Source organism: Novosphingobium rhizosphaerae (assembly GCF_050920675.1).
GTDB classification, from domain to species: Bacteria; Pseudomonadota; Alphaproteobacteria; order Sphingomonadales; family Sphingomonadaceae; genus Novosphingobium; species Novosphingobium rhizosphaerae.
Genome location: NZ_CP137861.1, coordinates 3,832,549 through 3,847,889, shown reverse-complemented (window position 1 = coordinate 3,847,889; position 15,341 = coordinate 3,832,549). Strand labels below are relative to the sequence as shown.

Here is a 15,341-nt window from a genome sequence, read left to right as displayed (position 1 = left end):
GCCGCCAACAGGGTCGATCACCGCGTCTCGCGTTGCGTTTCGCGTTTCAGGGGGCAAGCCGTTGCGCTTTACCACCAATGCCTATCCGCGCGAGCAGCGCCAGGATGCCTGGCGTTTTGCGCTGCAACGCGTCAGCCTCGAAGTTCTGGCCAGCGCCGAGGAGCTCTATGGCGAGCTGGTGAGCTTCACCAGCGGCCAGGGCATCCAGTTCGTGCGCGTGACGGGCAATGGCCAGCGCCTGGCGATCGACATGGCGCAGGATGCGCCCAGCTTCTGGCTGGTGCTGCTGCTCGAAGGGCGGCTGGCGGCAGTGCAGGGCACCACCGCGATCGAGCTGTCCGAAGGCGACATTCTCTATGGCGGCGGCTCTGCTCGCACGCAGATCGACCTCAATGGCGAGCATCGTTTCCTGCTGGTCAAAGTGCCCCATGCGCTGCCCGCGCTGCGCTCACGCTCCGCATTGCCTTCGCAGATCAGCAACCTGATTGCCGACGAGGCGATCGGCCGCATGCTTTCCGCGCTGTTGCGCTCGGTGGCCGATACCATCGTCGATGTTTCTGACGACCAGATCCGCCCGGTGGAACTGGCGCTGCCCGAATTCATCGCCGCCACGCTGCTCGACAAGGCGCCGGTCAAGGAACTGGGCGGCGCGGCGGGCGCGCGTGCCGCGATCCTGGAGCGGGTGTTCCAGTCGATCGAGATGCGCCTGTCCGATCCCAACCTGTCGATCCACCAGATCGCCGCCGAACACCGCATTTCGCCCCGCTACCTGCAAAAGCTGTTCGAAAGCGCGGGCGAAAGCTTCAGCCAGTTCGTGAAGTTCCGCCGGCTGGAACGCTGCCGGCTCGACCTTGGCAGCCCCTTGCACGCGCAGCGCTCGATTTCCGAAATCCTCTATCAATGGGGTTTCAACGACAGCGCCAGCTTCAGCCGCGCGTTCCGCGAACGCTATGGCATGAGCCCGCGCGAATACCGCAAGGTCGGCGCGCTGCCCGAAGAAACCGCGGAAGCGCCCCGGCGCGGCCGGCCCAGCGTGCTCAAGGATGCCAAGCCCGAAGAGCGCGAGGAAGCCCCGTCCACCGCGCCGCTCGATCCCTTGGTGGAGGCCGATGGGCTGGTGGAAGACGTGCAGGTGGATGCTGCCCCCGGCGTGCGCCACCACGTGCTGCCGGTGCGGCCCGATACGATCCACTGGGGCTATTTCAGCAAGCACCTGAAGCCTGCGCTGGAAGTCTGCTCGGGCGATTACGTGACCGTGGAAACGCTCACCCACCACGCCAACGACGATGCCGAGCGGATGATCCATGGCGATCCGGCGGCCGAGGCGATCTATCGCTGGACGGCCGAGGGCAAAGTGGTCGACCGGCGCGGCGCCGGGCCGCTCGATGCTTCGGTCGTCGGGCGCGGGCCGGGCGAAGGGTTTGGCGTGCACATCTGCACCGGCCCCATCGCCATTTCCGGGGCCGAACCGGGCGACGTGGTGCAAGTGCGCATCCTCGACATCGACCCGCGCCCCAGCCGCAACCCGCGCTTTGTGGGCCGCGCGTTCGGCAGCAACGTGGCGGCCTATTGGGGATTTCACTATGCCGAACTAATCACGGAGCCGAAGCCGCGCGAAGTGATCACCATTTACGAGATCGAAAAGGGCGCCGGCCTGCCGCTGGCCCATGCGGTCTACAACTATCGCTGGACCCCGCAGACCGATCCATCGGGCGTGATCCACCCGATGTACGATTACCCCGGCGTGCCGGTTGACCCGGAAACGATCGAGAAGAATTTCAACGTCCTGCGCGATATCGAAATCCCGGTTCGGCCGCATTTCGGCGTGGTGGCGATGGCGCCGGCCCATGCCGATCTGGTCGATTCGGTGCCACCGGCCAATTTCGGCGGCAATATCGACAATTGGCGGCTGGGGCCGGGCGCCAGCGTGTTCCTGCCGGTTGCGGTGCCCGGCGGCCTGCTTTCGCTGGGCGATCCCCATGCCAGCCAGGGCGATGGCGAACTATGTGGCACGGCCATCGAATGCTCGATGACCGCCGTGATCCAGGTGATCCTGCACAAGGCCAAGGGCGCGCCAGCGCATGTGCGCGAGCTGGATTATCCGATGATCGAGACGCCCACCGAATATGTGATCCTGGGTTTTTCCAATCCCGATTACCTGCGCGATCTGGGCACGAAGGCGCAGAGCGAGGTCTACAAGCGCTCGTCCATCGATGCGGCGATGCGCGACGCGTTCCGCAAGGCGCGCCGTTTCCTCATGACCATCCGCGACCTGACCGAGGACGAGGCGATCTCGCTGCTTTCGGTCGGCGTGGATTTCGGGATCAGCCAGGTGGCCAACGGCAACTGGGGCGTGCACGCCGTGATCCGCAAGGCTCTTTTCACCAGCTGAGGCCTTGGTAGTGCGGGGGCGCCGCCCTATTGGGCGGCTTCAGCCTCTGTCGCCGCGATCGCCAGGGTGTAGCCCTGCCAGCGATCGAATTGCCCGGCCAGCGCGCCCAGTTCGTGTTCGGCATAGTGCAGCGCGTCTTCGCCCAGCAGCAGCACCAGCGGCGGTTCGGGTTCGTCGAGCGCGGCCAGGATCGCCTGGGCGGCCAGGGCAGGGCAGCCGGGTTCCGACCCATGCTTTTCCTGCAGGATCTTGCGCGCCATGTGCGCGGTGCCGGCATAGTCGGCAATGGTGGGTTCCGCGCCGGGCAGCCGCTCTGCCGAAAAGGCCGTGCGCAGGCCGCCGGGCGCCACGTTCGTCACCTTGATGCCGAGCGGCGCCACTTCCTGGGCCAGGGTGCGCCCCAGGCATTCCAGCGCAAACTTGGTGGCGCCATAGATCGCCGTGCCGTGCCAGGCGGCGAGGCCCGACACCGAGGTGATGTTGACGATATGCCCGGCGCGGCGCGCGCGCATGGCCGGCAGGGCCGCCTTGATCACGGCCATCGGGCCGAACAGGTTCACGTCGAACAGCGCGCGCGCATCATCAAGTGCGGTTTCCTCCACCGCGCCGGTAAAGCCGCGCCCGGCGTTGTTGACCACATAGTCGAGCGGCCCGACGAGCCCTTGCGCGGTGCGCACCACCACCTGCACGGCGGCTTCGTCGGTCACGTCCAGCTTCATCACATGGGCGCGGCCGGGGGCGAGCGCTGCGAACATCTCTGCATCGGCCTGGGCGCGCACCGTGCCGACGACGGCATCGCCGCGTGCCAGGGCCGCCTGGGCGAGGGCCAGCCCCAGGCCCGAACCGACGCCAGTGATGAACCAGTTTGCCATGCGCATGCGTTCCTTATCCAGTACACCCTCAGGCTAGGCGGGCCGCGGCAGCCCGTCTTGGCGTGGCGCGCATGGATTTGTGCACAATGGGTGCAGCGCTCGCTCTGCACAAACCTTGGTGCGCGTGGTGACAAGAAGCGTTGGCCAAGGCGCCCTAGCTTGCCTGCGATCCCAACCCAAGCCACACCTGTTCTCAACACTGCCAGATCACGGACCCGCCATGACCGACCCCGTTACGCCCGATACCCTCCCCACGGTTGCGCATTTCGGCCTTCCTTCCGACAGCGGCGGGCGCGACATCGGCATCTTCATGCCCATGGCCAATGGCGGCTGGATCATTTCCAAGAATTCGCCCCGGCTCGATGGCTCTTATGAATACAACCTCAAGGTGGCGAAGCTGGCCGACGAACTGGGGCTGGACTTCATCATGGCCATGGCCAAGTTCAAGGGATACGGCGGGGAAATCCAGCACTGGGAATCCTCGCTCGACAGCCCCCTGATGATGGCCGGCCTGGCCCAGGCGACTTCCCGCGTGAAAGTGTGGGCGACGATCCACACCCTGCTGCAGAACCCTGCGGTGGCCGCCAAGATGATCGCCACGCTCGATCAGATCAGCCATGGTCGCGCCGGGCTCAACGTGGTGACGGGCGCCTATCGCGGCGAATTCGCGCAGATGGGGGCTTGGCCCGAAGGCGTGGACCATGACGAGCGCTATGTCCTGGCGACGGAGTGGATCGAGGCGATCAAGCGCCTGTGGACCGAGGACCGTGTTTCGTCGCAGGGCAAGTATTTCACGCTGGACGATTGCACATCGTGGCCCAAGCCGCAGCAGCGCCCGTTCCTGGTCTGCGCCGGCACGTCGAAAGCCGGCGTGCGCTTTACCGCCGAGCACATGGACGCGCTGTTCCTGGCGGGCAACAACCTGGAAGAACTGATTGCCAACACGCACAAGGCCAAGGCCGGTGCGCTGGAACTGGGCCACGCCATTCGCACCTATTCGATGATGATCCTGGTTATCGGCGAAACGGACGCGGAAGCCGAGGCGATGGTGCAGAGCTATCGCGACGGGCTGGACGAGGAAACGCTGTGGGGCATGATGCGCGCCTATGGCATGCTGGACGGCGAGATCGGCAAGGAGAACGATTTCACCCGCAAGGCGCGATCGGCGCTGATGGCGCCGCACGTGGCCGGTTCGCCCGAAACCGTGCTGGCACAGTTGACCGAGATCTTTGAAAAGACCGCGCTCGACGGGCTGATGGTGATCTTCCCCGATTACCTTACCATGCTGCCGGTTTTTGCCGAAAAAATCCTGCCCGTGCTGCGTGCGCGCTTTCCCGGCAAGATCAAGGAGGCGGCCCATGTCTGAGCCTAAGTCTGAAGGCGCGGCGCACACCATGATCGATCCGGCCACCGCCTTGCCCCACGTGGCCAAGCCGGGGCCGATGATTGCGCCTGAACGCACCGCGCTGGTGGTGGTGGACGTGCAGGTGGACTTTGCCGCGCCCCATGGTGTGGTTGCCGGCTATGGCGCGGACATGACAGAGTCCGACAAGGCCGTGGACCGTATCGAGGATCTGATCGCCGCCGCGCGCGCCGCCGGGGTGACCGTAGCTTTCATGCGGGTGATGACGCGGCCGCAAAGCGACAGCCAGGCGCTGAAGACCTGGATGGTGCGGCGCGGTTCCCCGGGCGGTGAGGCGATCTGCCGCATCGGCAGCGGGGGCGAAGACTATTGGCGCGTGGCCCCGCAGCCGGGCGATATCGAGATTGCCAAGCTGGCCTATTCCAGCTTCCACGGCACCGACCTCGACATGCAATTGCGCGCCCGCAACATCGACACGCTGGTGATGACCGGGCTGACCACCGATTGCTGCGTCGATTCCACCACCCGTGATGCGTTTCATCACAACTACCACACGTTCGTGGTGTCCGATGCCTGCGCCGCGGCCGAGCAGGACCTGCATGTTCATTCCCTCAAGGCGCTGATGCAGCACTGTTCGCTGCTGACCACCAGCGCCGCCGTGGTGGAGGCGTGGAGCGCATGGGGGACCGCATGAGCGCATCTGCCCCAATTGCCGCCGATTTCGTGATCCGCAATGCGTGGATCGTCACCATGGACACCAGCCGCCAGATCTGGCGCGATGGCGCGCTGGCCGTGGCGGGGGACCGCATCGTGGCGGTTGGCCCCACGGCCGATGTGATGGCGCAGGTTGCCGCGCGGCAGGTGATCGACGGCAGCCGTTTCGTGCTGACGCCGGGCCTGGTCAATTGCCACGTGCACATCACCGGCGAGCCGATCACGCGCGGCTATGTGCCCGATGACACGGATTGGCGCACCAATGTGTTCGATTGGCTGATCCCCACCTACCTGGCGCAGACCCCGGCCGAGGAGCAGCTTGCCGCCACGCTGTGCAGCGTCGAAATGCTCAAGAACGGGGTGACCACGTTCGTGGAAGCGGGCACGATCCTCGATCTGCCGGCCGTGATGGAAGCGGTGGACGCGGTGGGCATTCGCGGCCGGCTGGGCCAGTGGGTCCAGGACCGTGCCTTTGCCCCTGGCGACGACCAGGCCGCGCTTACGCGCGAAGCGATCGCCAAGCTGGAAGCGCAGTTCGATCGCTGGCCGGTTTCGGCCAGCGGGCGCCTGGCCGCCTGGGGCTGCCTGGTGGGCCACAACACCGCAACGGACGATCTGTGGCGCGCCGCGACCGCGCTGGTGCGGGACAAGGGGCTGGGTATCACCGCGCACATGAGCGCAGACCCGGCCGATCCCGATTATTACCTCGCCACCGCCGGCAAGCGGGCCCTGCTGCATCTGGCAGACCTGGGCGTGCTGGGCGATCACCTGTCGCTTACCCACATGATCCATCTTGATGACGCCGAAGTGGCCGCCGTGGCGCAAAGCGGCATGCGCGTGACGCATTGCCCGCTCACCGCGATGAAGGGCGGCTATGGCGTGACCAGCCAGGGCAAGTTTCCGGAAATGCACGCGGCCGGCGTGCCGATCCAGCTGGGCACCGATGGCAACAACAACGGAAACATCGCCGATCTGATGCGCGCGATGTACCTGCTCGCCGGCCTGTTCAAGGATGCGCGGCGCGATGGCAACCTGTTCCCGGCGCACGAAGTGCTGGAATGCGCCACGCTCAACGGCGCGGCCGCTGCCGGCCTTGCCGGCACGGTGGGCGCGCTGGTGCCGGGAATAAAGGCCGATTTCGTGGCACACGATCGCAATCGCCCCGAATGGACGCCGCTGCTCAACGTGATCAACCAGTTGGTCTGGTCGGCCGATGGGCGCGGCGTGCACAGCGTGTGGGTGGATGGACAGCGCCTGGTGGACAATTATCGGATGACGACCGTGGATGAAGAGGCACTCTATGCCCAGGTGGAACAGGTTGCCCCAACCCTTATCGCGCGGGCGGGCATGACGATCCCTTGCGTCTGGCCGGTGGCTTGACCATGTCGGGGCACAGATCCCAGCCGGGCAAGGGCACCAAGCCGATGCGCATCGTCATTCTGGGCGCGTTTTCCGCGCTCTATTTCCTGTTGATGGCCTCCACGTTCAATTCGCTGGGCCAGGTCCTGCCGATGATCGTGGCCGATCTCCATTTCACCTGGGCCCAGGCCGGCATGGGCTTTACCGTGCTGGGCATCGCCTGCGGGGCAGCCTCGATGCTGCCCGCCGCGGTGATCCGGCGCCATGGCGTGGCGGTGACGCTGCTGATCGGCATGGCACAACTGATCGCGGGGTTTGCCGCGCTGGCCTGGATGCAGGGCGTGGCGATGTACCTGCTCGCCACGCTGCTGCTGGGGCTGGGCTTCTGTTTTTGCGGGTCGATTGCCGCTGTCGATGCCATCGGCAATGCCTTTGACGGCAAGCGATCGACCGCGATCGGCCTCTATTTCACGGCCGGCAACGTCGGCGCCGTGGCCGGGCCGCTGACATTCTTTGCGATCCATTCAGCCACCGGCAGTTGGCGGCTCTATTGGCTGTGCTGCGCCGCTGGCGCGCTGGTGCTGGGCCTGTTCGCGGCGGCGGTGTGCAGGGGTTACGAACGCCGCGTGGGCGTGGTGCATGGCCCGGCAGACGAAGCCGCGCCACCGCCCCAGGGCTGGACCGCCCGCGCCGCGCTGGCCTCATGGCAGTTCTGGATCGTGGTTCTGGCCTATACCGCGTGCCTGTTGATCAACACCACGGTGCACAGTTTTGCCTATCAGCACATGCTGGAACATGCCGTGGCGCCCGGCGTCGCCACGGGCTTCATTTCCGCCGCCGCCTTCGTGGCGGCGGTGGCGGCGGCGCTTGCCGGCTTTGCCGGACAGCGGGTGGATGCGCGCGCGCTGACCGTGGTCGCACTGGTGGGATCGGCATTTTCCTCGCTGGCGCTGATCCTGCCGCTCGGCTCCATGGCACTGGGCTTTTTCGCGGTCACGTTCGGCATCGGCATCGGCGTTTCCACCGTGGGCACGGCCTTGCTGCTGCGCGGCTGGTTCGGCGGGCGCGCGGCGCTGGAACTCTATTCGATCATGACCGTGGTTTCCACTTCGGCCGCGATCGGCCCCAGCATCGGCGGGCACCTGCACGATACCATGGGCAGCTTCGTGCCCAACTTTGCCGGCCAGGCGGTCATCGGCCTGGCCGTGGCTGTGGTGGTGGCCCTGGCCCGGCGTCCGGTGACGCGCGCCGAAAGCAAGGAAGAAGCTGTGCTGGCCTGATCAGGCCCCGTGCTCGATGATCGTTTCCATCGCCACATAGGTCGATGTGCTGGCCACGTTGGGCAGGCTGGAAATCCGCTCGCCCAGCACCCGGCGATAGGCCAGGATATCGGCCGTGCGGATTTTCAGCAGGTAGTCGAAATTGCTGGCGATCATGTGGCATTCCTCCACTTCCTCCACCTGGAGGACGGCGCGGCGGAATGCATCGAGCGCCTTTTCGCGCGTGTCCGACAGCTTGACCTGGGTGAACGCGATATGCGCCAGGCCGAGTTTTTGCGGATCGACCACGGCGCGAAAGCCGCGGATCACGCCATCGGCGATCAGGCGCTTGAGCCGCGCCTGGCACGGCGTCTTGCTCAATCCCACGCGGCGGGCCAGTTCGTTGATACTCAGCCGCCCGTCGACACGCAGTTCTTCGACGATCTTGAGGTCGATCCGGTCCAGCGCCGCCTGGTCCATCGTCAGGGCCGGGTGGAACCGCGCACGACAAGGCGCACAGGCACGCGCCGCGCCGTGGCTGCCTCGCCCGAGATCATCGCGAGCAGGCGATCGACCAGCAACGACCCGGCCACTTCGAAATCGGATTCCACCGTGGTGAGCGGCGGGGTGGACCAGGCGCCGGCGCGCACGCCGTCAAAGCCGACCACGCCGATCTGGTCGGGCACCACCAGCCCGCGCGCACCGAATTCCTTGAGCGCGCCCAGCGCGATCTCGTCGCTGACGCCGAAGATCGCGTCGAACGGGCGGCCGCTGTCGATCAGCGCCACGGCGGCGCGGCGGCCCTGTTCCTCGCGCGGCAGGCCGCGCTCGATGCGCTGGAGCACGGGTTCAAGTCCCGCGCTTTCCATCGCGGCGGCATAGCCGTCATAGCGTTCCTTGAACTGCCGCTGGGGCGAGGTTTCCGATCCCAGGCACACGATGTTGCGATAGCCGCGCACCAGCATGTGCCGTGTGGCGAGCGTGGCGCCGGCGTGGTTGTCGCTGCGCACCCAGGGGAAATCATCCTGCGTCGCGCCCCAGCACACCCAGTGGCTGCCTTGGGGCAGGCTGCCGAAATAGTCCCAGGCGGCGGTGTTCTCGCTGGTGCCGATCACGATCATGCCGTCGGCCTTGCGGCGTTCCTGGTAATGGCCCCAGAAGTTCTCCGGGCTGTCCTGGAATGCCACCAGGACTTCAAAGCCGCGCGCCGAGGCGGCGGCGCAGGTGCTGCCAAGCAGGGCATAGTAGAACGGGTTCAGGTCCTTGCGATCCTGCCCCGGCCGGCAGACCATGACCACAGCCAGCGTGCCGGTCTTGCCCCGGCGCAGGCGCGCGGCGTTCTCGTCTACTTGGTAGTTCAGCTTGCGTGCGGCTTCCATCACGCGCTGGCGCGTGGGCGCGCTGATCGACGGGTCGCCGGCCAGGGCACGGCTGACGGTGGACTGGCTCACCCCCGCTGCCTCGGCAACGTCGAAACTGGTTACGCGGGAAAGGCGCTTTTCGGCCATGGATCAGGGTCTCTTTCGCGCAGAAGCCGTCAGCGGAAGCTGTCCTTGGCCGCGCGCAGGGCGGCAAAGGTGGCCACGGCATCGCCGCCGCCCCAGCGGGATTGCAGCGCCGGATCATCGGCGCGCAGGAAAGGGTTGGTTGCCAGTTCGCGCACCAGCGGGCTGGGCACGGTGGGTAGATCCTGGGCGCGGCGCGCCGTCACTTCGCCGGCATAGGCAGCCAGCGCGGCGTTGTCCGGATCGGCATGCAGGGCAAAGCGCGCGTTGCTGGCGGTATATTCGTGCGCACAATAGACCAGCGTTTCGGGCGGCAGCGCTTTCAGCCGGGAAAGGCTGGTCCAGAACTGCACCGGGGTGCCTTCGAACATGCGGCCGCAGCCCAGCGCAAACAGCGCATCGCCCACAAAGGCGGCGCCGGCATCGGGCAGATGATAGGCCACATGGCCCAGCGTGTGCCCGCCCACGGCCAGAACCTGTGCCACATGCTCGCCCAGGGTCACGGTGTCGCCTTGATCGACGGTGCGATCGACGCCGGCAATCTTGGCTGCGTCGCCAGCCGGGGCGGTAATCGTGCAGCCGGTGGCGTCCTTGATCGCCGCATTGCCGCCGGCATGATCGGCATGCCAGTGCGTGTTCCAGATCTGCGTGATGCGCCATCCGCGCGCGGCGGCCTCGCCCAGATAGCGTGTCGCATCGGGCGTATCGATGCACACGGTTTCGCCGCTGGCGCCATCGTGCACGAGATAGCCATAGTTGTCCGCCAGGCAGGGAAACTGGTGTATCTCGATCATCGCCCTCGCTCCTGGCCCACGCTCAGCGCCCCTCATAGCGCAAATGCTGCAAAGCAAAAGACGGCAAACGGCAGTTAACCGCCTTGCCTGCGCTGGCAACGCGGCAGATCAGGCGATTCGCGCCAGCCGGGCCACGTGGGCAAAGGCATCGCGCGCGCCGGCCACCGCGCTTGCTTCCTGCGCTGCATCCAGCGGTATGGCATCGAGCGCATCGGTAAACGCGCGCCACTGTGCTGCCGGCCCTCCGGCGGCAGGCGCCAGGTGCCGCGCGCCAAACGTGTCGGACAGGCCGATCCGCGCCACCAGCTTGCGCAGCACCGCCGCGCCCAGGTTCGATCCTTCGGCCACATAGAGCCAGCCCAGCGCAGGCGGCATGCCGGAAATGGCGGGCAGCGGGTCAGGCGCGGGCAGGGCAAGGCCAAGGTCGCCCATGTCCTGCTCGACCAGCGCCAGGCGCGCGCGTGCGGCAAGGCCTGGCAACAAGGCCTGCAACGCCAGATCGGCATGAAGCGGTGCAACCGCGCGATGGAACGCCAGCTGCATCGCCAGGAACTGCGCATAGCCTTCGCGGCTGGCAAAGCTTTCCCGTGCCATCAACGCTGCATCGAGCGCGGCATGCACATCGCGCGTCGCTTCCCGCAGTCGCAACGCGCGCGCGGGAATCGGCTGGTGCGTCGGCAAATGCGGGGCAGGGGTGACGCTCATCCCCGCGCTTTAGGCAGGTTATGGCGCCGCTGCCAAGGTTACAGTACCAACAGCGCCTGTGTCGCGGCATTCTCGGCTGCAAAATCGCTGAACGACTGCAGGACAATGTCTGTCACGGCAAGGGCGGCGTTGGGTGCCAGCGTGGCCAGCAGGATGGGAGCGTCCGCGCCGTTGGCGTCGGCATCGAAATAGAGATTGCCGCTTCCCCGGTCGTAGATCAGCACGTCGTTGCTATCGAGCGCGGCGGTGCCGAGGCGGAAGGCATCGGCCGTCAACATGCCGGACAGTGCGGGATTGAGCAGCACGATCTTGTCGGTGCCAGAGACGAAATCGGTGATCCGGTCGATGCCTGCTTCTGGAAACGGGCTGATCACGAACCTGTCGCTGCCCGCGCCGCCAGTCAGCGTATCGTTGCCCGATCCGCCGATCAGCTGGTCGGCGCCATTGCCGCCCAGCAAGGTGTCGTTGCCATCGCGGCCCAGCAGCACATCGTTGCCGTCCCCGCCCGACAGGGTGTTGGCCGCTGCATTGCCGCCCATGACATTGTTGAGGACATTGCCGGTAAGCGAGGTGGCGGCTTCACCGGTAAGCGCGCCCACTTCGATATTGGCGGCAAGGGTGATCGTGGCCGAGGAAAACACCCGATCGGTGCCGCCACTGGCCAGTTCGATCGCGCTGTCGCCGCTGCCATCGAAAATGAACGTGTCGTTGCCTGCCCCGCCGGTCATGACGTCGCTGCCGGTGCCGCCGTCCAGCCGGTCGTTGCCGATGCCGCCATCCAGGCTGTCATTGCCAGCGCCGCCCAGCAGGGTATCGTTGCCCTCGCCGCCGTTCAGCGTGTCTAACCCGCGCCCGCCGTCCAGCGTGTCATCGCCACCCATGCCGTTCAGCACGTTGTTGGCGCCGTTTCCGGTCAGCACGTTGGCCAGGCTGTTGCCGGTGCCGTCGATCGCGGCCGAACCGGTGAGGGTGAGATTGTCGCTATCGGCCAGTGCGAAGCTGACGGAAGCCTGCACCGTGCCAGAGCCCGATACCGTATCGCCGGCATTGTCGACGATGAACGTGTTGAAGCCGCTGCCGCCGATCATGGTGTCGGCACCGGTGCCGCCGTCGAGCTTGTCGTCACCGTCGCCGCCCAGCAGGCGATCGCTTCCATCGCCGCCGCTCAACACGTCGTTGCCGATGCCACCGTCCAGCGTATCGTTGTCCGCACCACCGTCGAGGCTATCGTCGCCATCGCCCCCGACAAGGCTATCATCGCCATTGCCGCCCACCAGCTTGTCCGCGGCTGCGCCACCATCGAGCGTATCGGCGCCGTCGCCGCCCACTAGGGTGTCGGCATTGGCGCCGCCCAGCAGCGTGTCGTTGCCCGTGCCGCCGTCCAGATAGTCGTTGCCATTGCCGCCTTCCAGCCGGTCATTGCCGGCAAGGCCCCGCAGCAGGTCGTCCCCGCTGGCTCCCGTCACGATGTTGTCCAGCCCGTTGCCGGTGAGGCGCAGCGTCCCGGCGCCGATGTCGGCGGCCAGGTTTTCCAGCGTTGCGCCCAGCGTGTAGTCGATCGTCGTGAGGACCGTGTCGATGCCTTGGTCCGCCAGTTCAACCACCGTGTCGTTCGCGGTGTTGACGTGATAGGTGTCGTTGCCCAGGCCGCCGACCATGCGGTCGATCCCGCCGCGGCCGTCGATGTCATTGTCCGCGCTGTTGCCGGTGATGGTCTCGTTGGCATCGCTGCCGATGGCGCGCCGCGCCGCAGAGCCTTCGGCCAGAATGAGCTTCTCGACATTGGAGGCACGCGCGAACGTGTAGTCGATCGACGTCACGATCGTGTCGGTGCCCGAACCTGCCTCTTCGATCACCTGATCGCCCAGGTTATCAACGTAATAGGTATCGTCACCGGCATAGCCGACCATCACGTCGGCCCCGCTCTTGCCGTCGAGGATGTTGTTCTTGGCTGTCCCCTCGATGCGGTTGTCCAAGCTGTTGCCATAGCCTTCGGCCGCGTCTCCCCGCAGATAGAGATTTTCCAGGTTTTCGCCCAGGGTGTACGACAGCGAGGCATAGACGCGGTCGTTGCCCTCGCCAGCCTTTTCGATGATCACCTGGCCGGTCGTCTCGATGACATAGAAATCGTCACCCAGGCCGCCGATCAGCGTATCGTGCCCGCCCTTGGCGATCAGCGTATCGTAGAAATCGCCCCCGGTCAGCACGTTGTCGAGCGCATTGCCGGTCAACGCGCCGCCATGCGTGGGCGCAGAGATCACGCCGTTTTCGATATTGTCGGGCAGGATATAGGTATAGGCGGTGGTATAGACCGTGTCGGTGCCTTCATCGGCGTTTTCGAAGATGCCATACTTGGTACCATCGTTCACCCCGTTGACATTGTAATAGACGTCGTCACCCTTTCCGCCATAGATCCTGCTGGCGTTGAAATAGGTAATCACGTTGTTCTTGTCGTTGCCGTAGATGGTCGTGTCGAATGTCGCGGTGGCGGTAATTGCATCCCCCAGCAGGTAGATGATTTCGACATTGGCAATCTTGCCCAATGACGCGGTGCTGTAGACCGTGTCCGTGCCACTGTTGTAGGTGTACTCTTCGACAACCGTGTCCCCCACGTTGTCGATATAGTAGATATCGTTGCCTTGCCCGCCGATCATCGTATCGGCCCCGCCTGCGCCATCGAGCAAGTCGGCGCCGCTGCTGCCGGTCAGCACATTGGCCAGGGCATTGCCGGTGGCGCGGTGGCCGCCGGCATCCATCGTCAGGTTCTCGAGGGTGTCGCCCAGGGTATAGTCGAAGGTGACGCGCACCGTGTCCACGCCGGCATCGGCGGTTTCCACGATCACGTCATCCAGCCCCTGGATCACATAGGTATCGTTGCCCAGGCCCCCGGTGAGCACATTGGTGGCGGCATTGCCGGTCAGCACGTTGTCCAGATCGTTGCCGGTGGCGTTGATCGCGGCGCTGCCGGTCAGCGTCACGTTTTCGATGTCGGCCCCGGCGGTCCACGAAAGGCTGGACTTGATCGTGTCGATCCCGCCGCCGGTGTTCTCGGTCACCTGGTCGCCCTTGTTGTCGATGACGAACGTATCGTTGCCCGCGCCACCGATCATGCGATCGGCGCCGCCCATGCCGTTGATAAGGTTATCCCCTGCATCGCCGATCAGCGTATCCGCATAGGCGGAACCATTGATGTTTTCGATGGCCGTCAGCGTATCGTTACCATCGGCGCCGGTTGCCGTGCCAAGGCCAAGATCGACCGTGACCGCACCGCTGGCATGGACATAGGTGGCCGTATCCAGCCCCAGGCCGCCGTTCAGGCGATCGTTGCCCAGGCCGCCTTCCAGCGTGTCATTGCCGTAATTCAGCGTGACGGTGTCGACCCAGGTGCGCTTGCCCGTGGTGGTCCAGGCGCCATCGCCATAGAGCGTGTCGTTGCCATCGCCGCCGCGCAAAACGTCGTTGCGATAACCCCCCGCCAGGATATTGGCGCCCGCGTTGCCGGTCAGCACGTCGTCGCCATAGCCGCCTGCCAGATTTTCGATGCTGGTAAGCGTCATCGCGTTGGCTGCGGTGGAGGGAACGAGCGAGAACGTGGTGCCGTTCTTGCCGGTGGTCCATCCCTGGATGCCCACGACCAGCCAGTCTGAGCCGGTGCCGCCATCGAGCGTGAAAGGGCCGACGGGCACGGCAGGCGTGCTGGAACTGAGTACGATGATATCGTTGCCGGCGCCTCCGGCAATCAATCCACCCGTCATGATCGCTGTCGCCTGGAGCCAGTCGTTGCCCGCAGAGCCGCGCAAAGTGCCGACCGTGCCGGAAACGGCTACCCCTTCCACCTCGGACACGATGAAGTTTCCGAACACCCCAGTGGCTTGCGCCGTGGTAAGCGAGAGATCGAGCGAAAAGGGCTGGGTTGCTGTGCCCAGGTTTGCCCAGAGCAGATCCGATCCCGTTCCGCCGATCCAGGTCTGGACCGTGCCGGCATAGGCAAAACCGGATTCCCAGGTGGCAAACAGCCAGTCGTCGCCGCTGCCGCCATCGACCAGGTCGTTGCCGGTCCCCGGGTGCAGATAGTCATTGCCGCCGAGGCCGCGCAAGATGTCATCGCCAGCGCCGGCATCAATGTCGTCCGACCCGTCATAGAAATCCTTGGGCGCGGGATTGGTGCCGGTGATGGTATCGTTGCCGGCGGTGCCGTAGGTGGTGATCAAGTCCTGCCCCTGGGAATTCTTGCGTGACGGCGGCAGGATAGAGCGCGCCGGAAGACCGTCAAATCCCATGTTTCAAAAGTTTTCGCCGTTCTGGAGCGATTGCGACGGCCACGAAAAAGCCCGCCCGGCAGATGCCGAGCGGGCCTTTTCGTGTTGTCTCAGGCGGC

At 65.6% G+C, this 15,341-nt stretch carries 11 protein-coding genes; 5 read left to right on the top strand and 6 right to left on the bottom strand.

Annotated features, from left to right (window positions below):
• Positions 1-61 precede the first annotated feature (61 nt).
• Positions 62-2,392, top strand: coding sequence for an acetamidase/formamidase family protein (locus R9J51_RS17355; RefSeq protein ID WP_179505235.1), 2,331 nt, complete (start codon positions 62-64; stop codon positions 2,390-2,392).
• A gap of 26 nt (positions 2,393-2,418) precedes the next feature.
• Here R9J51_RS17355 and R9J51_RS17350 read toward each other — a convergent pair whose 3' ends face one another.
• Complete coding sequence (locus R9J51_RS17350; RefSeq protein ID WP_168557613.1) at positions 2,419-3,264, bottom strand: oxidoreductase; 846 nt, start codon at positions 3,262-3,264, stop codon at positions 2,419-2,421.
• 220 nt (positions 3,265-3,484) lie between these two features.
• Between R9J51_RS17350 and R9J51_RS17345 the strand changes: the two genes are divergently transcribed.
• Genes R9J51_RS17345 through R9J51_RS17330 form a run of 4 tightly spaced genes read left to right on the top strand, consistent with a single transcriptional unit; the run spans position 3,485 to position 7,980 of the window.
• Positions 3,485-4,630, top strand: coding sequence for an LLM class flavin-dependent oxidoreductase (locus R9J51_RS17345; protein WP_179505234.1), 1,146 nt, complete (start codon positions 3,485-3,487; stop codon positions 4,628-4,630).
• The gene (locus tag R9J51_RS17340) at positions 4,623-5,321 is read left to right on the top strand and encodes a cysteine hydrolase family protein (RefSeq protein WP_432787616.1); all 699 of its coding nucleotides are present in this window, start codon (positions 4,623-4,625) and stop codon (positions 5,319-5,321) included. The genes R9J51_RS17345 and R9J51_RS17340 overlap by 8 nt, the downstream gene beginning before the upstream one ends.
• Positions 5,318-6,721 carry an amidohydrolase family protein gene (locus tag R9J51_RS17335; RefSeq protein ID WP_179505233.1) on the top strand — a complete coding sequence of 468 codons (1,404 nt, stop codon included), beginning with the start codon at positions 5,318-5,320 and terminating at the stop codon, positions 6,719-6,721. The genes R9J51_RS17340 and R9J51_RS17335 overlap by 4 nt, the downstream gene beginning before the upstream one ends.
• Before the next feature lie 44 nt (positions 6,722-6,765).
• The gene (locus R9J51_RS17330; RefSeq protein ID WP_218847384.1) at positions 6,766-7,980 is read left to right on the top strand and encodes an MFS transporter; all 1,215 of its coding nucleotides are present in this window, start codon (positions 6,766-6,768) and stop codon (positions 7,978-7,980) included.
• Here R9J51_RS17330 and R9J51_RS17325 read toward each other — a convergent pair whose 3' ends face one another.
• The 5 genes from R9J51_RS17325 to R9J51_RS17305 all read right to left on the bottom strand — a co-directional run bounded on the left by R9J51_RS17325 (position 7,981) and on the right by R9J51_RS17305 (position 15,174).
• Positions 7,981-8,439, bottom strand: coding sequence for an Lrp/AsnC family transcriptional regulator (locus tag R9J51_RS17325; protein WP_168557618.1), 459 nt, complete (start codon positions 8,437-8,439; stop codon positions 7,981-7,983). It lies immediately after the preceding gene.
• A gap of 2 nt (positions 8,440-8,441) precedes the next feature.
• Entirely contained in the window at positions 8,442-9,467 is a 1,026-nt protein-coding gene (locus R9J51_RS17320) for a LacI family DNA-binding transcriptional regulator (RefSeq protein ID WP_168557619.1), read from the bottom strand.
• 29 nt (positions 9,468-9,496) lie between these two features.
• Positions 9,497-10,258 (bottom strand): hydroxyacylglutathione hydrolase, encoded by a 762-nt coding sequence (gene gloB / locus R9J51_RS17315; protein WP_179505231.1) that lies wholly within the window; start codon positions 10,256-10,258, stop codon positions 9,497-9,499.
• A gap of 108 nt (positions 10,259-10,366) precedes the next feature.
• The gene (locus tag R9J51_RS17310) at positions 10,367-10,963 is read right to left on the bottom strand and encodes a biliverdin-producing heme oxygenase (protein ID WP_179505230.1); all 597 of its coding nucleotides are present in this window, start codon (positions 10,961-10,963) and stop codon (positions 10,367-10,369) included.
• 38 nt (positions 10,964-11,001) lie between these two features.
• Entirely contained in the window at positions 11,002-15,174 is a 4,173-nt protein-coding gene (locus tag R9J51_RS17305; protein WP_179505229.1) for a calcium-binding protein, read from the bottom strand.
• Positions 15,175-15,341 lie beyond the last annotated feature (167 nt).